The sequence below is a fragment of the Spirosoma soli genome (genome assembly GCF_042684525.1).
Taxonomy (GTDB): Bacteria; Bacteroidota; Bacteroidia; order Cytophagales; family Spirosomataceae; genus Spirosoma; species Spirosoma soli.
Genome location: NZ_JBHULN010000012.1, coordinates 126,001 through 143,882 on the forward strand (window position 1 = coordinate 126,001; position 17,882 = coordinate 143,882).

A 17,882-nucleotide genomic window follows, 5' to 3' on the forward strand; every position below is an offset into this window, starting at 1 on the left:
ACGCAGAGAAAAAGAAATACACAGCGGACTAATTAATCTCAGCGACTTTCTTTTTCCTTTTACGTACCTCGGTGTAAAAAGCTCATCAAAAATTGGGGGTTAATGCAGCCTCTACCGCTGGCAACCCGTAATAATCGTCCAGAATCGTGAAGGCATTCGGTGGTGGCACCGCTCCTTTGGGGAAGTAATAAGCTGCAGGATCGGCTTTGACGCGAGCGCCATACGCACCAATAATCTCCTTCACGCGCCCGGTTCGGGTCAGATCAAACCAGCGTTTGTTTTCAAAGGCCAGTTCCACACGTCTTTCTTTAAAGATGGCCTCGCGCATATCGGCCTGAGCTGTCGCTTTCGTAGCCGCTAAGCCCGCCCGCTCCCGTACCTGGTTCAGGTAGGTGGCTGCTTCGCCCGTTTTGCCCTGCTCGTTCAACGCTTCGGCCAGAAACAACAACACCTCAGCATAGCGGTATACCGGCCAGTTCTGTCCCGTGTTGTTGTGTAAGGCATGCGTCCGTGCGTACTTTTTGATGTACGGGTAGGTCTTGTTCTCCCGCAGACTCTGGCTCAGCGTAACCGTATCGATAGAAATGCCTTTCCGTTTGTCGCCGGGTTCGTACGCAGCAATAAGATCCGGCGTCGGAATGTTGTTACTTTCCTGCGACGTCGGCTGCGCGTTTGATGTACCAGTGATCGGACGTATCTCGGCCGCTGTTATGGGCGAGGGAATGAAGCGATAAATTTGATTACCGTTGTAGCCAGCCGATCCTTCCATGTACTGAATCTCGAACACTGACTCCTGATTGTTCTTATTCGTGGTTGTAAACGAAAAAGCGTCGTTATAGTCTTTCATCAATATATACCCATCGTTGGTGACAACGTCCTTCATGAGTGTTTCGGCCTGCGCCCACTTTTTCTGGGTGATGTATAAGTTCGCCAGCAGTGTTTTAGCCGCTCCGGACGTAGCTCGGCCCGCTTCCTGTTTTGCCTTGTTAAGCAACAGGGTGCTGGCATCTTTCGCATCTTTTTCGATTTGCGCGTAGATTTCCTCCGTCGTTGCCAACGGCAGTGCCGCATCCTGGCGACCCGTGACCGGTACTAAATGCAAGGGCACTTTACCGAACAGCCGAACGAGGTCGAAATAGGCCAAAGCTCTTAAAAACAAGGCCTGCCCTTTTAAGTTGTTTTTCGACTCGGCAGCAAAATCAACTTTATCAATGGAGGCCAGCACCTGATTAGCCCGGGCCACAATTTGATAATCCAGTCGATACTGTTGCAATACGTTGTCGTTGGCGGTAACGCCGTTAGCGGTTGGAACGGCAAAATCCGCTACGTTTTCTGTAGCATCTACAGCGCCGTAAAGCGTGTTGCGAGCGTAATACGTATTGTCGGAATGCATTTCTTCCAACACCCAGGCGCGTTCGTTGTAGATCTGACGCAGGGGCACATAAGCCCCGTTGACAGCCTGTTGAAAGTCGGCTTCTTTCGTGAAGAAGATCTCCGAACTCAGGTTGGTCTGCGGAATAACGGTCAGAAAATCTTTCTGACAACTGGATAAAGCAATTCCTAAAAGCCAGGCTATGATGTATGTACGTTTCATGTCATTCAGAATGAGTTTAGAATTCGGTAGTCATTGGTTGTCAGGCATAGTTTTCACGGTGAATAACTATTGAATGACGATGCCTTTAGAAATTCAGATTGACCCCAAGAGTATAGGTACGTGGCACTGGATAGTTAGAGAGGTCAACGCCCTGGCTTAGGTTGTCGCCAGGGCCATTCCCATCCGCCTGTGCACTGGTTTCCGGATTCGGCCCTCCGCGGTATTTGGTGAAGACATAAACCTGTTGCACCGATGCATACACCCGGGCCGACCTGAACAGCCGGTTAACGGCGCCAATGTTGTAGCCAAGGGTGATATTCTTGATGGTAAAATAAGACGCGTCGGCTACGAATTGGCTGCTGTGCCAGTCGCGTTCAACACCGGTGAAGTTTCCTCCGTTGTTGGTTGCACCAAACATCCCATTACCCGGTGTGATAACAGTGGTGGCAACGCCACTGGCATTGTTCTGAACCCGGAACCGATCTTTCACCCCTTCAACCAAATTAAATACTCCATCCAGGTTTGCCGTGCTGTACAAATGGCGAATCCACAACTGATTGCCGTATGAGCCGGAACCCGTAATGGACAAATCGAAATTGCCGTATTTCAGGTCGTTGGTAATCCCGTAGATGAATTTGGGAAAAGGACTGCCAATAATGGCCCGATCGTCGGCATCCCCTCCGTAGGTAATGACGCCGTCACCGTTGACGTCTTTGAACTTGATGGTACCGATGGCGGAACGGCCGGGAATGATGGGTGAACTTCTAAGGTCCTCGGCGCTCATGTAATACCCTTGCTTCACCATACCATAAAACTGACCAAACGGCTGCCCGACCTGAGTGATGTGGAAACCAATACCGCTATAGACCCGGTCGATACCCGGTGCCAGCGAAACGACCTGATTCCGGTTGAACGAGATATTGGCGTTGGTGTTCCATTTGAGCTTACCGGTGGTGTTTTTCGTGGTCAGCGAGAACTCATGACCCCAGAATCTGATTTCGCCAATATTGTCGTTGTAGTTCGTAAAGCCGGCCTCCTGCGGAATCTGCACGGCGTACAACAGGTTCGTAGTACGCTTGGTGTAAAAGTCATAAACGAACTGAATACGATCATTGAACAGGCCCAGGTCAAGACCCATGTCGAACTGTTTGGTGGTCTCCCAGCCCAAGTTGGGGTTAGCCAGGGAGGTCACTACGGCGCCCGTTGCAACCGTATTGCCAAACACGGCATTGGTGGTGTTGTTGACCAGGGCATATTGGGTGTAGTTACCAATGTTGTTATTACCAATTACCCCGTAACTGGCCCGGACTTTGGCAAACGAAACAGCCTGAATGGGTTTAAGAAAGCTCTCATCCGAAACCACCCAACCAACCGACGCCGAGGGGAACGTACCCCAGCGGTTATTCGCCCCAAACCGCGAGGACCCATCGGCCCGGATAGCCGCCGTAAACAGATACTTTCCTTTGTAGTTGTAGGTCAGGCGGGACAGATAAGAGGTCAGCGCCCACTGATTTATTTCGTTTCTTGTTGCGTTGGGATTACCACTCCGATCGATGTTCAGCGCCCCCTGAATGGTGGGTAGCCGGTCGTCGGCATACGTATTGGCCTGAATCCGGTTAAAATCCTGCATGAACCGCTGGTTCGTGAAACCGGCCAACAGTTCAAAATTGTGCTCGTTGAAACTTCGAGCGTAGGTGGCTAAATTCTCGTTCAGCCACGATACGTTTTCCAGACTCTGCCGGGTCGACGCAGCCGTTGTTGGAATGGGCACGTTGATGGCACTCGTTGCGGTCGACGGGTTAAAGTAGAAAAACTTAGAGTTCAGGTACTCAACATTGATGGTCGATTTGAGGGTCAAACCAGCAAGGGGCCGGTATTGAACATACGCGTTGGCGAGCAGGTTGGTGTTCTTGGTTTCGTTAGTCAGCTCCTGCGCGGCCCGAACCCAGTTGGGATAGTCGAAAATATTACCTGTGCTGCCCGGAAACCGGTTAAACTTGGTCAGTTCGCCATTGGCATCGTATATAGGCATGACCGGCCAGGTGTGCAGGGCGTTGAACAGAATTCCCGTTCCGCGGTCACCATCCGTGCGGGGTGTATTGTCGTAGACATAAGAAGGGGCGACGTTAAATCCAACGGCTATCCGATCCGATAACGTGTAGTTGGAGTTCATCCGCAGGGAATAGCGTTTGTACTTGTTGTTGAGCACCACCCCGTCCTGATTAAACACCCCCGCCACGATCGACGTATTGGAGCGCTCCGTATTGGTTGAAACGCTCAGGTTATAACTTTGAATGGGTGCTACACGTAACAGCGCATCGTACCAGTCGTTGTTTTTGCCTTCGTACTGCGACGGATTCTGAAACTCAACCGGCACCGCTTGCCCCTGATCTTCGTAATACTCTTTCTTGAACTGCGCAAACTCAACCGCATTCAGCATTTTTACCCGCCCCCGCATGGGCACCTGCTGCACACCCGCGAAGGTGTTGAAGCTCACGTTGGTCTGACCCACCTTTCCTTTTTTCGTGGTAATCAACACCACGCCATTGGCTGCCCGAGAACCGTACAGCGAGGTCGACGCAGCATCTTTCAGAACGGTTAGATCCTCTATTTCATCGGGGTTGAGCTGGGCAATATTTCCCGTAATAGGAAAGCCGTCCACTACGTACAACGGGTCGCTACCAGCCGTTACCGAAACTTGCCCGCGAATTCGGATGGATATGCCCTGCCCAGGCTTGCCGGTAGTCTGGTTGATCTGCACACCCGCTAACCGGCCTTGTAACTTCTGCCCAATTTGCGAAACTGGTAAATCTTTAATCTCCTGGGCGCTTACCGTTTGCACGGCACCCGTCACTTCTTTTTTCAACTGGCTACCGTAGCCGACGACAACCACTTCGTTGAGCGTCTGGTCATCGGGAGCCAACGTAACGGCGAGGGTTGTCTGGCTACCGACCACTACTTCCTGTCGGCGATACCCCACAAAGCTAAACACCAGGGTTGCGTTGGCATCGGCTACCGAAATTTTGAACCCCCCTTCACCATCGGTCGTGGTGCCTTGTGTGGTTCCCTTTACGATTACACTTACACCGGGTAATCCTCCGCCCTTTTCGTCCGTCACTTTACCCGAGATGGGGATCTCAGCGGTTACGTGCTTATGTCCCAGCCTCGGCACATGCATAGCTACCAGCGACCCATTATTGCCTGATTCACTTTTTTGCTGAGCCTGTGTAGTTTGTCCCTGAACAACGCATGCACAACAGCTGGCTATCACAGATAGCGCTGTTAACTGATAAAGTCTTTTCATGAATTATCGTAGGTAAGGGTTGAACTATAAAAAGGTCAATCGAATAGCCAAATATTAATAGGTAGCAGCCGTTTACCTTCCCATACTTACCTACCTTTTTGATATATTTAGTTATTATTTGGTGCTTTTTCTACTAATGCTCCTACATACGTAACCTGTACTGAACAATCTAGCTTGGCAGTAATAGGGATAAAAAAATACCAGCGGCCACTTGGGTAGCCGCTGGAGCGTCGTTGTTTCCTTATTAATAATTGATTCAACAAACTTCATCTCCCTTGTTAAAGAGGGGAACTATCTCACTGACTTAGCGAAAAATAGTCCTTATCTGAAGCCCTGAGACTCATTAGTCTCATTAGTACCCAAGTTCTAAAGGCGAGCCCGTATGTTGATCTCGTATCACTCGCGCCGTTACCAGAAGCTGCCCCAAGTGACGCGTGGTGTGTTCGGCGGCATGAACGAGTAAGCCAATCACCGTCGAAGGCAACTGTGCCCGACCTACCCCGCGTGGCTCCGTGAGGGTTTGCTCATCGGTATCCTTCAGTTGACTAAGGGCTCTTTCGACCTGTTCCCTGAACCGATGAACCAGCTCGGCAACCGACAGGGGATGATCACCGCGTTTGCCTTCCGACGCTAAAGCCGCTAGCTGCTCCGGCGACAACGCCTGACCACGGGCATAGGTAAACAGTCGATCTAATACGCCCGTCAGGTGTTGCAAGTGGAAACCAACCGACGCTACTCCGGCCGGGCGTTCCCACAATAATGCTTCGGGAAAGTCGTGCAAGAGGGCATCAACTTCTTCGCGGGCCTGCATGAGGGCGTGGGCAACCGGCTGTACTAACAGAGGCATGTCGGGCAACGGGCCACGCAGCCAGACTTCACGAGTTTCAATAGGAGGCATACCTGATAGTGCTTTAGATTACCGTTCCTCCATCTGCATAAAACAAACTTCCCGTGCTGTACGACGACGCACTGGAGGCCAGAAACAGCGCCAGTGGACTGATCTCGTCCGTGGTTCCCATGCGGGCAATAGGCAACCGCTTCGTAAAATGATCCAGAATCTGGTCGTTCTGCCACAGAGCCTGACTGAATTTGGTTTTGATCAGGCCGGGGCAAATGGCATTCACGCGAATGCCGTCAGGTCCCCATTCTTTAGCCAGCACCTTGGTGAGCATATTCAACGAAGCTTTGCTGACGCTGTAAATACCCAGGCCTGGGTCGGGCGTGTGCCCCGCAATGCTGCTCATCATGATGATGCTGCCGCCACCGCGGGCTTTCATGCTGGGGTAGCAGAGTTTACTGAGCTCGAACGGAGCCTTCACGTTAGCCTGCATGATCTTGTCAAAGGCGGCCCCATCACAATCGAGCGACGGCCCAAAAACCGGGTTCGATGCCGCGTTGTTGACTAGAATATCAATACCTCCGTAGGTTTCAATCGTTTTATCGACCAACTGCTGAAGCTGGGCCATATCGCCCACGTGAGCAGCAGTGCCAGTGGCTTCTCCGCCCTGTGCCTTAATGTCGTTGGCTAAGGCGTCGCAGGCGTCCTGCTTGCGGCTGCTGACGATAACCTTTGCCCCAAAGCGGGCGTACAAACGGGCAATGTCCTCGCCAATACCTTTGCTGGCTCCGGTAATTACGGCGACTTTATCGGTAAGATCAAATACGGCTTTCTCAGTCTGGGAAATCATAAACGGTTGCGGGGTCGATCAGTAAAGACAGTTTCCCGCGAAGATAGCCGATCCCGACGTACGTAGATGCGTACATTGTCGACCGATGTAGCCAGACTATAATTTTGACGAATCACCCGATCAATTTCCGTAAAATGTTCATGCTGCTGCGAAGGCTTGGTAAGCATCCAGCTGGCATCCCCTACAGCATCGACGAACAGCGCCGGTTGATTGTCTATTAGCTCATGCGCGTATCGATCTATATATTGCTTACGCATCTTGTTCGGTATGATACTGCGTTGGGTGTGGTTCTCACTAACGCCCTGAGCCAATTGTGCTTCTACGTAGTACTGGCAGTTCCAGCCCCAGACCGCCATCTTATCCGACGGCTGTGCATACCGGCTGATGGCTCTGGCAACGGGCGACATAACCACCGTCTTTTTGTCTGGGAATGCGAATAAACAAGGGTTTCGCTCCAGCAACCACGCATCAAGGTCGCTCACTGAACTAGTTTGGTTCAAGGCGGCTACTTCCTTATGAGACGGGCCCTTGATCAATCGCTTGGCAAAAGGAAGTACCAAATTGTCAGCAGCCAATAGCTCCAGGCCGAATAAAGTAACGGTAAGCATCGCCAGGCGGGCTGTAACTAGCCGACGGGGAACATGCGTTATTACAAACTGGAGAGCTATTGCTACCACCCAGCCCAGCGGAAAAACCAACAGTAACAAGTGATGCCCAAACTCGGTACCGGGCGTTATCACGGCCCAGAGAGCGCCAGTCACCGTTAAAATCACCAGAATGATTGACCAGGACAACGCTGGCGTAAGTTGTTGATACTTACGCCAGACAACCACGGCAGCTGCCACTACAGTCAGGCTATTGAAGACAATGAAAATCAGAAAGTCGGTATACTCCAATAGAAAAGCGGGAAAACGAAAGAGTTTGGCCATAAACCCCTGACTTACCAACGGCACATGCGCGTAGATCTGTGCATAGGTTGTTAGGTTACCAATGAAGTAATAGTCAATAAAATAGCGTTCGACCCCAAACCAGTAAGCCAACGCAAAAACCACGACTGTGGGCAGCCCGAAGCCGACAGATAGCCCCAGCAGTGGACGCCATGCCTGATGCCGCTGACTGATGATCAGGTACAGCGCCAGGGTAATCAGCATCATGCCAATAACGGGTAGGGTTTGTAGTTTACAGTAAGGGGCTAATCCGGCAATGGCTCCTAAGCCCACCAATCGGCTCAGGGAATATTGACTTGACCGGAGTAGGCCAGCCACAAGGCCAAAGCAGGCCGTAATAAGCACTAATGACGATAACTCGCTGCTGTAATGCAGGAAATCGCTGTGCGTCGCCCACGAAAAAAAGAGCAGTACAATCAACAAACACAGCCGACTTACTACCGGCGTCGCGATTCGTAATAGGCTGAAATAGAACGAAACAATGGAAAGTCCTATTAACAGTAGCCCCGTCAATCGGGCTGCGGTATAGTCAAGCGGCAACCCGAATACATGCGGAATCAGCAACAGGTATGAATTGATGGGGCCAATGGACGTACCATCTACGGATCGCCCATAAACCGGGTCCTGCGTTAATGTAATCGCCTGGGTAATCAGCTGGCTTTCGTCGGGGTTGAGCTCCCGGTTATAAAACGCGCTAGGCACCCGCATGAACACCAGCAATGCCAAAGCTACTACCAGAAAAACTGCATCGGATCGCGTGGGATTAGCCGTTCGTTTGTCAAGTTCTGTTGCTTGACATTGCCTCACCAGAATAGCCAACAAACCAATTGAAACGACGTAATAAAGCCAGGGATACATAGTAGTAGTTTTTCACTGTTGAGTAGGCGTAACTATTTATGGCCAATAGATATAGTAGAAATGAATTAGTTAATAATACATCAATTGGCGTAATGGGCAGGCATTAATAAGCCGTTTTCTAGTGGTGGAATAATCAAAAGTAACGACGGATGTTTTCTCTACACAATTGGTATTGATTGTCTAGTTCGCTGCCAACAAGGATTTTGCCCTCTTGAAGTGAAATGCTATTCATTGTTATATAATCAGTAAAAACTAGTATAACGAATGCCGTATCGGCTGTATAAAAGAAGTAAACTTTATATAGTCAATCTATTTATATCATATAATTATCATTATTTCATTTATAAAAAACTTATCTATCCAATGGACTTTATTGTGTATAAGAAACTTTGCCAAAGAACAGCGTTTAAACGTGGCGAATACTCATTCATCAGCAGTCAGGTTCTTAGTTCTTACAATACGTTCCGAGTCAGCGTAAGGATTACTCTCTCCAACGGTTGTTTATAAACGCAAATAGGACGTAACCGTATGGTTACGTCCTATTCGAGTCAACTAATTATAAGATTCAGGCGCCGTTGCCAGCGTGATTTACTTCTCGAAGAAACAAACCGTACCGCCTACCCAATCTTTGTTCTTGTTGAAATTAACCCCGATCATTTCGCCCCGGCTTAAACGGCTAAGGTTCGTGAGCAGAGTTGGCTTGGCGTCTTCTTTTGGCCAGATGAACAGCATCCTGATTTCGCACTTCACCAGGCCGTCGGGCGATTGAATGACTGGCTCGTACTTCACTTTATGCTGAAGCAGGAAGCCACTGCGCATCTCAACCGGAATGGCATCCAGATCTGCGGGGGTAACATTAATCTTGACGCCACTACCTGCAAACGAAAACAACGGCTTTAACACGTAATTTTCGAGATCAGCCGGATTTTCGGTCAAATCCGACAGGAAATAACTCGGCGGCACATACGATCCGCTGAGTAATGGCAGGGTGTACTTACTGATTCGGAAAAACCAGTTCGGATGTCCTACCCACTCCACATCGACGTCGTCGGTGAGGTTGAACTCGGTTTCTAAGCCAGGAAAATTCTGTAGATCGTCGAAGATGAGCCGGTTGTAGATTCGTTTGATGGGAATCCTCCGTCCGTCTTTCTCGTAAAAAAGCTGACGTCCGTCTTTTTTGATCTTCGTTAGGCAAACCGGTGCTACGCCTATTGCCTGTTCCGTTAAGGCGAAATCAATCCGGGTTTTCTGCCTTTCCGGATAAATTTCCAACAGAATCACCTCTTCCGGGTTGCAGTCGCCCACGATCATCTCCCGCAATCGATCAATGTATTCAGCGTTGGTGTCGACGTTGAACAGATGAGACAAATGATCGGGAATTGGGTAGTTCGCCCGAAACTGGTCTGCAAGATACGGTTGAAAGCCGTAGAGCGACGGAAAGCCCTGCAACTCGATTAGCTGAGGTGTTAGCTCACCGTGCGTCGGACCGCCAGACTCATCCCGGCAGACGGCAAAGTCAATGACCATAAACTGAGCGTGCTCATCTTCGTTGGCAACACGCTGATTAGCCGGTATAGCTTGTTCGGTGTGCGTTTTAAAGTCATGCCGAGTAATTACACTAATGATGTCGTTGCAGGCTTGTAACAGTTTGTCGGTTAAAACTTTGGGCACAAAAACGGGGGTTTCGGCGACCCTGAAGTCTAACTGGCCGGGTAAGTCATTATCAATGTTAGCTAAGAAGGCCTGGTAACGCTCCGGACTGAAAGCCTCATTATAGGCCTGACGGACAGATTGAATCATAGGTTTGACGGCATTACAGGATAAACTAAATTCGTAGGCTCGCGAACGTGTTAGTCCTGTCCAATAAACTCTTCATAAGGAGACAGCGACCGGATCGCCTGACGTAGAAAACCAGGAATAATGACCGACGAAGTCAACGCGATTTTATCCGGGTCCTGCAGGTAAGCTACCATATCGTTGTATTTCTCCTGACCAAAATTGAGCACAATGTGGTTGCGCTTCTCGTCGGTGAGGAAGTAGCGTAACATGCCTTCGTTGTCGGCTTCGGGGTGAAACTGCGTACCGATGATCTCATCCGAAAAACGAATCGCCATCACCGCCCGTTCGAGGGGAACATGGGGCCGATCTTTTTCCAGGCACAAAATACTTGCCCCCATGGCTTCCAGGCGCTCGGTATCTGGTTCAGTAATCTGGTAATCCCGCGAGTCGACGGCATAGAACGGCTCGGGCAAGTCCGCCAGCAGCGGATCGGTGCAGCCTTCGTCGATCTTGTGCACCGGAAATATGCCGAACGAGGTGGATTTCCGCTTGCTGAGCAGGCCCAGCTCCAGATGGCGAACAACCAGTTGGAAGGAATGGCAGATCAGGAACACGTATTTCTTACGGTCGTTGTGCCGATTCCAGTCGAAGATCTGATCAATCAGGTTAAAGTAAGATTGTTCCCAGGCATCGTCAGACGCCAATGGGCTTCCTGGCCCGCCCGATGAAATAAAAATGTCATACTCCAGGTCAGGAATTTCGTTGTTTGACCGAACGTCGAAAACGTCGAAGGACAGCTCCGCCTGAAGGTCATTTCCCTGTACGTTCCGGATAAGTTGCAGGATACAGCGCATGCCCTCATTGGCGTGGCTGTTATTCATGTCGAGAACGGCAATTCTAACTATGCTCATAGGTGATAAGTTACGGACTAACGTGTATAGAGAGCCGTCAGAAAACAACTATCTGATTCCAAAAGAAGTTTCGTCAACAATGTAATCCACAACCCGTTTCAGGTCGTTGTGCTCGTGAAACACAGCCAATTGACGGTCGGCACCGGTGCCCATTTCCAGAATTTTAAGCACGTATTCGCATTCGGCCCGGCTGCCCAGATCGTCCACCACGTCATCAATAAACGTCAGCAGTTCATGAATCAGATGGTGCGTGGGCACTTCTTCCTGCTTACCAAAATCGATCAGCTTACCTTCAATGCCGTAGCGAGCCGCCCGCCATTTATTCTCGTTGATCAGGATGCGCCGGTAGGGTCGGAAGTTCAGGTTCTGCTTATGCAGCTTATAAATCTTGGCGACCAGCGCCTGCATGATAGCCGCCAGACAAATCGTTTCGTCGACGCGCATCGGTACGTCGCAAATGCGAAACTCAATGGTGTCGAAGAACGGGTGCAACCGGATGTCCCACCATATCTTTTTGCCGTTGTCGATGCAACCTGTCTTAACGAGCAGGCTGAGGTATTCGTCGTATTCGGCCGCCGACGAGAAAAAGTCAGGAATACCCGTACGCGGAAACTTGTCGAACACCTTAGACCGGTAGGATTTAAAGCCGGTATTACGGCCGCGCCAGAACGGCGAGTTGGTCGACAGGGCGTAGATGTGGGGCAGAAAATACCGCACCGCATTCATGATCTGAATACCTTCGTTCCGGCTTTCGATACCCACGTGCACGTGGAGGCCAAAAATCAGGTTTGAGCGGGCCACGTCGCGCAGTTCGTCGATGAGCTGATCGTAGCGTTCATTCGGGGTTATAAGCTGATCCTGCCAGTCGGAAAACGGGTGCGTGCCGGCGGCTGCAATCTTTAAATTTTGCTGCTCAGCCAGCTCTAAGATCATTTTCCGAAGGTACGTTACTTCCTGGCGGGCATCCTGAATGTTGTTGCAGATGTTCGTGCCGACCTCCACAACCGCCTGGTGCATTTCGGCTTTTACACGCTCCTGCAGCACAATCTTACCCCCCTCAACAATCTTCGACATGTGCGAGCGTAACTCGCCGGTATTGGGGTCAATTGTTTGAAATTCTTCCTCGATTCCTAAAGTGAAAACTGGCATCGGCAGTTGGGTTAGTGTCGAATGGGGCGGCTTACGCCCATCAATAAGAGGTAAGATAGTTTTTTTTTGTAAACCCAATGCCGTTAAGATGGTTTTTGTTGATGAACAGGAAAACAACCAAAGAATATCATGCGAACACCGAGAGAAAAACAGTTAATTACCAAATATTGGTGGTTTGGCGGTAGTGGAGCCATGCTGATGGGCAGTGGCCTGGCGGTGCTGCTCCACGGAGCAAAACTCAAAGAGACTAATGCCGACCCCTGGTTCTGGGTAAGTACAGGTGGTTTTGCACTCATTTTTGCTGGGTTAAGCTTCATTGGTGACGCGAATCGATTCCGAACCTTAGCCGATGTCCTTCGGGAATTAGACGCGCGGGGTCTGAAATAGACACTTTCTCCGTTAATTTTTTCTGACCGAATCGGCACCTGTTCCGATTCGGTCAGGTAGTACGCATTACCCAGCATTAGTCTACCACCGGGGTGCCGGACCCTCATTTCTAATCGCTCCGGCGACCAGGCAAAGTTGCAATCGGCGGCAGCTGCGGTCTAACTTCTTTATCCAATAAACCCGTTACACTATGACAAACAAGTACTCCTTCCGCCATTTATTAGTAGCTGGATTCGTTTGGCTGTCGGCCCTCACCACAGTGCTGGCCCAGAACATTCAGGGACGTATTACCGACGCCACAACCGGCGCAACGCTACCCGGTGTATCCGTCTTAGTGACGGAGCAGGCGGTTGGTGCCGTGACCGATGCCAACGGCAGTTATCTGGTTCGGGTGAACCCCGGTAGCTATACGTTGCGGGTTAGTTTTGTCGGCTATACGACGCAGACGATACCCGTTCAGGTTCCGACGGGCAGCCCGGCAACGGTCGACGTTCGACTGGTTGAAAGCCTCGCCAGCCTGAACGAAGTGGTCGTTGTCGGTTCGCGGTCGACCCAGGCTCGCACCAGCACCGAAACCGTGGCACCGGTCGATGTCATTCAGTCGCGTGATCTGGTCGCTACGGGGCAAGTAGACATTACCCAGCAGCTGAACTTCGTGGCGCCCTCGTTTAATTCGTCGCGCCAGACCGTTTCGGATGGTACCGACCACATCGATCCTGCTACGTTACGCGGCCTTGGTCCCGACCAGGTGCTGGTGCTGCTCAACGGCAAACGGCGGCATAACCAGGCGCTCATCAACATCAACGGTACCATTGGTCGCGGGTCGGTCGGTACGGATCTCAACGCCATTCCCAGCTCGGCCATCGAGCGGGTTGAGGTGCTGCGCGATGGCGCTTCGTCGCAATACGGTTCCGACGCTATTGCGGGCGTCATTAACCTTCGGCTTAAAGAACAGCCTGGCACTACGGTCAATGCTCAGATCGGGCAGCAGTATCGGGGCGATGGCCAGGTTGCCCAGGTGGGAATTAACCACGGCTTCAAGCTGGCCAACAACGGCATTCTGAGCCTGACGGCTGAGTTCCGGCACCGGGGAGCCACTAACCGCTCCGGCGACTACAACGGTCCGGTGTATGTCAACTGGAACGTAGGACGACAAACCAACGAGAGCGATGCGGCTTATATAGCCCGTCGGCAGGGGCTTTATCAGCAGGACCAGGCGCTGATACGTCAGAACAATTTCAGCCTGCAAAATAACCTCCAGGTCGGCAACGCTCAGGTCGACAATGCGGGCTTCTTCCTGAACGCCCGCGTACCCATTACGGGAACTCAGGCCAGCTTCTACGCTACGGGAGGACTAAACTACCGGCGCGGGATAGCGGCTGGTTTTTACCGGTATCCGTACCAGACAACCCAGGTTATTTCGGCCCTGTACCCGAACGGTTTTCTGCCGAACATCCAGTCGACCATCAACGACCAGTCGATGCTGGTGGGCGTTAACGGGACAAACAACGGCTGGCGCTGGGACATCAGCAACGTGTACGGCGGCAACTCGTTCCGCTTCGACGTGACCAACTCCAACAACGCATCGCTGGCGTATCTGGGTACGTTCAACAATCCGACGTCGTTTTACGCGGGTACACTCAGCTTTTACCAGAACACAGCCGATGCCAGTGCCGCCAAAGATTTTGGTCAACAGACAGGATTTAAGTCCTTCAACGTCGCCGTTGGCGTAACGTACCGCAACGATCAGTACCGGATTAAGCCCGGCGAAGCGGCCTCGTATCTCAATTTCAGTCCAACATCGGGTCAGGTCGGGGGTTCCCAGGTGTTTCCGGGTTACCAGCCTTCGAACGCCGTCAACGCCCGCCGGAATGTGTACGGGGCCTATGTTGACCTGGAATCGGACATTACGGATCGTCTGTTGCTGAATGCCGCCGGACGTTACGAATACTACGACGACTTTGGGGGTAATCTGGCCGGTAAACTTGCCGCCCGCTATAAGTTTGCCGAAGCCTTCTCGCTACGCGGCTCCATCAGTAACGGGTTCCGGGCACCTTCGCTGCACCAGCGGTATTTCAGCGCCATCAGCACTGTGTTCGTATCAACAGGAACGGCGCTGGAACCCCGACAAACAGGTACGTTCCGCAACGATAGCCCCATTGCCCAAGCGTTTGGTGTACCGTCGCTGGGGGCCGAACGATCGACTAATTTCAGCATTGGCATCACATCGCGTCCCCTGCGGAATGTTAGCCTCACCGTCGATGCCTACCAGATCGACATCAGCAACCGGATTATTTACAGTAACCAGTTCTCGCGGGGTACAACCGGAGCCGGACTCATTGTAGCAAACATCCTAAACGGAGCCGGGCAGACGGATGTCAACAGCGCTCAATTTTTCGCCAATGCCGTGAACACGCAAACCCGAGGGCTCGACGTGGTTTTGGCCACTAACCCCCGACTCAACGTAGGCACGCTGGACGTAACGCTGGCGGCTAATTTCAACCAAACCAAAGTGGTTGGTGATATTCAGCGGCCGGCTAATCTCCCGAACGATGCTACGTTCGGCAATTTCCTGTTTAACCGCCAGGACAGCGCCCGACTGACCGTAGCGCAGCCCCGCAGCAAGATTCAGCTTACCTTTAATTACCGCTTGCGTAAGTTCGGCGTTGTAGTTCGGGTATCGCGGTTTGGCACGGTCCAGTCGTATGATCCAGCCAACCCAGCCCTCGATGAAAGCTTTGATCCCAAAATCGTTACGGACTTGAGTCTTTCTTATCGGCTGCTGAAGAACCTAAATCTCACGCTCGGCGCTAACAACCTGCTGGATACGTACCCTGATCCGTTGCGGGTGACTAACTATCCAACCCCCGAACGGTTTGGGGCAGCTGCTACGGATAACTCATCGAACGGACGGTTTATTTACAGCCGTAACACCACGCAGTTTGGCTTCAACGGTGGCTATTACTTCCTGAATTTGTCGGCCAGTTTCTGAACCAATTAACTAACAAAAAGGTGGGTAGATGCTGGGGTGGTGGCACCGGTACTCCAGGTAAAAGAAAGCCTCTCCCGAATCCATTTACGAGTTGGCCAAAGAAGGCTTATTATGCCAGGGACAGACACAAATGAAGCAATCTTTAAAAAGTAGGTGATTTCACCACTTTCCAAAGGATTATCCGAGTAGATTACCCCTAGTATACCACCAAACCAGCCAAATAAAAGTAAAACACAGAGAACCATAATGCCAGCCTGCAGAGGTAGCTTCACGATATGCAGGTTGGCATACAGTGAAATCAGGGTCTGAGTGAAGAATTGCCACATCAAATACGCCACCGGATAGCCCGCCAGAACGAACACCCACCAGGGAGAAATATGCAAACCACGAACCATATTGCCAATATCACCCCCATGAGCAAATGTGCGAATGGGAACGTAATCATACAAATTGCCTAGGTTCATCAGATGAAACCAGAAAATAAAATAATACAGATAGGGGCGTTTTATGACCAGAGGCTCTTTTAAGAGCAGCCCTCCCAGTACAAACATCAGGACCGTACCAATGCCAGGGCCAGCAAACGCACATAAGGCCGCCTGAAAGTCATGCCCCTGAGCAAACATCCGGCTGTAGTCTATATTTTCATCAATATTCCAGAGCAGCAACAGGTTTCTCCAACTGATTCCACCATAGTCGAGTGCGAATGGATTTTCCTTTTCACCCACCAACCAGGCCATTATTGAATGAGCATATTCGTGGGGAAACACCGCTACATAATGGCTTAACCAGATAAAGAGAAGCGTAACACCTATAAAAAAGGTGGGTGGAATCGTTTGTCTAGTCATAGTAAGGATGTAAGTCAGGCTTCCAATCCGATCATTGTCGTTATGTACTGATAGGTTAGTGTGTTATTGCAGTCGTGCCGAAAACGTCGTCGAGCCAGTCTAATACACATCGGTTCAGCAATGTTCGGTTCTTCATCTCACAGTGATCACCAGCGCCCCGATCGGCCGAAAACCTCAGCAAGGTTTTGGGGCAGGTCAGCGAATCGTAGAAGACGTTTGCTGCCGATGAAAGTGAATCATGTTGGGCCATCGTCAGTAGCGTCGGGCAGCGAATTAACGATTCTCGACCGGTCATGGTGTACAGTTCTAAGGAGGCCAGATACGCCCGCAGGTCCTTGGTGCCATTTACCCAAAAACCCCGCTGGACGATGCTCCAGCTCAGTTTTCGGTTATTGGTAATGAAATCCCACACCTGGTCCAGTAAGTGCTGATCCATTGTTCCCAGATTGGCAACCGCTTCTGGCGAAGCGCCCATTAAGTTGATGACCATTTGGCGAAAACCATCCGCCAGGCTAGGCACGCCCGGATCGGCAATACAGGCGGCAATCCGTTCATCGCCCGACGCGGCCCGTGGTGCGAGATACCCGCCTAAACTCCAGCCGCTAATCGCGATGCGGGCCACGTCCACAAGCGGAAGCGTTACGGCTACGTCAATAACGGCACTGACCACGGTTTCCCAGTCTGGCCGGAGCGGAATTCCCTGTTCGATTAGCAGCTCGCCCTGACCAGGCCCGTCAAACAACAGACAGTGATATCCCCGATGAATGGCCGCAACGGCCGAGGCAAAATACATGTCAGTAATAGTGCCATCGTAGCCATTGGTTAGAATCAGCAGGGGTCGCACCGAATCCGGGTAGTCCACGGCTGGAATGAAATAGGCCGGTAAGCTTCCCTTCTCGAAGGGAATACGTATTGGTGTTACCGGCGTTTTCGATAAAGCCATCGCCTGATCGAAAGCGGCCGTTTGTTTGCGGAAAGCCTCGACCAGTCTTGGATCGACCGGAAAGCCGAAAATGGGATGTTTGGCTGTTGCGTAGCATTCACTGGCTTTTAAAAATAAGTCGCGGGCAACAGCCTGCCTGCCTTTAGTGAGCGTATCGGTTGCTTCGGTCTTGAATCGGTCGCCGGCCGCCACCCATGCTTCATAAAAAGCCGAATCATCGCCATCACCGACGGCCTGCGCTACACCCACAATTTCGCCGAAATCAATCCCACCATAGGGAATGAAGCCCAGTGCCCAGGCACCAAACTCGTCATGAAAATCACGTTTAAACAATAATCCCATCGGTATGAACAGGTAAAAGACACACTTATAACAGGATACGTATTAACTGCTTCAATACAGATTAACTGCTTGAATACAGACTTGTACAGTCCTATTTTTCCAGATTTGCTGGCCATTGTTCCTCTGATAGATCAAACAGTATT

General features: G+C 51.1%; 12 protein-coding genes. 2 read left to right on the forward strand and 10 right to left on the reverse strand.

The features are described 5' to 3' along the window. Nucleotides 1–85: 85 nt before the first annotated feature. The 8 genes from ACFSUS_RS18930 to ACFSUS_RS18965 all read right to left on the reverse strand — a co-directional run bounded on the left by ACFSUS_RS18930 (nt 86) and on the right by ACFSUS_RS18965 (nt 12,230). Nucleotides 86–1,594 carry a RagB/SusD family nutrient uptake outer membrane protein gene (locus ACFSUS_RS18930; RefSeq protein ID WP_381525302.1) on the reverse strand — a complete coding sequence of 503 codons (1,509 nt, stop codon included), beginning with the start codon at nt 1,592–1,594 and terminating at the stop codon, nt 86–88. Between the two features lie 85 nt (nt 1,595–1,679). Beyond that, the gene (locus ACFSUS_RS18935; RefSeq protein ID WP_381525363.1) at nt 1,680–4,772 is read right to left on the reverse strand and encodes a SusC/RagA family TonB-linked outer membrane protein; all 3,093 of its coding nucleotides are present in this window, start codon (nt 4,770–4,772) and stop codon (nt 1,680–1,682) included. A gap of 478 nt (nt 4,773–5,250) precedes the next feature. Continuing rightward, entirely contained in the window at nt 5,251–5,796 is a 546-nt protein-coding gene (locus ACFSUS_RS18940; RefSeq protein ID WP_381525303.1) for a DinB family protein, read from the reverse strand. A 13-nt stretch (nt 5,797–5,809) separates the two neighbouring features. Then, entirely contained in the window at nt 5,810–6,586 is a 777-nt protein-coding gene (locus tag ACFSUS_RS18945) for a glucose 1-dehydrogenase (protein ID WP_381525304.1), read from the reverse strand. Continuing rightward, nucleotides 6,583–8,391, reverse strand: a complete 1,809-nt coding sequence (locus ACFSUS_RS18950; RefSeq protein ID WP_381525305.1) for a hypothetical protein — start codon at nt 8,389–8,391, stop codon at nt 6,583–6,585. Before ACFSUS_RS18950 ends, ACFSUS_RS18945 begins: the two co-directional genes overlap by 4 nt. A 588-nt stretch (nt 8,392–8,979) precedes the next feature. Next, nucleotides 8,980–10,191 carry a hypothetical protein gene (locus tag ACFSUS_RS18955; protein ID WP_381525306.1) on the reverse strand — a complete coding sequence of 404 codons (1,212 nt, stop codon included), beginning with the start codon at nt 10,189–10,191 and terminating at the stop codon, nt 8,980–8,982. Between the two features lie 50 nt (nt 10,192–10,241). After that, nucleotides 10,242–11,081 (reverse strand): type 1 glutamine amidotransferase, encoded by an 840-nt coding sequence (locus ACFSUS_RS18960; protein WP_381525307.1) that lies wholly within the window; start codon nt 11,079–11,081, stop codon nt 10,242–10,244. 48 nt (nt 11,082–11,129) lie between these two features. Continuing rightward, nucleotides 11,130–12,230 carry a carboxylate-amine ligase gene (locus ACFSUS_RS18965; RefSeq protein ID WP_381525308.1) on the reverse strand — a complete coding sequence of 367 codons (1,101 nt, stop codon included), beginning with the start codon at nt 12,228–12,230 and terminating at the stop codon, nt 11,130–11,132. A 129-nt stretch (nt 12,231–12,359) separates the two neighbouring features. Here ACFSUS_RS18965 and ACFSUS_RS18970 point away from each other — a divergent pair, with 129 nt between their 5' ends. Both ACFSUS_RS18970 and ACFSUS_RS18975 read left to right on the forward strand, forming a co-directional pair. After that, nucleotides 12,360–12,617 (forward strand): hypothetical protein, encoded by a 258-nt coding sequence (locus ACFSUS_RS18970; RefSeq protein ID WP_381525309.1) that lies wholly within the window; start codon nt 12,360–12,362, stop codon nt 12,615–12,617. Between the two features lie 190 nt (nt 12,618–12,807). After that, nucleotides 12,808–15,609: a TonB-dependent receptor gene (locus tag ACFSUS_RS18975; protein ID WP_381525310.1), complete on the forward strand. Its 2,802-nt coding sequence runs from the start codon at nt 12,808–12,810 to the stop codon at nt 15,607–15,609. Between the two features lie 5 nt (nt 15,610–15,614). On the opposite strand, the gene ACFSUS_RS18980 is transcribed toward ACFSUS_RS18975, so the two are convergent. Both ACFSUS_RS18980 and ACFSUS_RS18985 read right to left on the reverse strand, forming a co-directional pair. Next, a complete protein-coding gene (locus tag ACFSUS_RS18980) occupies nt 15,615–16,454 on the reverse strand; it encodes a hypothetical protein (protein WP_381525311.1) in 840 nt (279 codons plus the stop codon). 55 nt (nt 16,455–16,509) lie between these two features. Next, complete coding sequence (locus tag ACFSUS_RS18985; protein ID WP_381525312.1) at nt 16,510–17,739, reverse strand: alpha/beta hydrolase family protein; 1,230 nt, start codon at nt 17,737–17,739, stop codon at nt 16,510–16,512. Between the last annotated feature and the right edge of the window lie 143 nt (nt 17,740–17,882).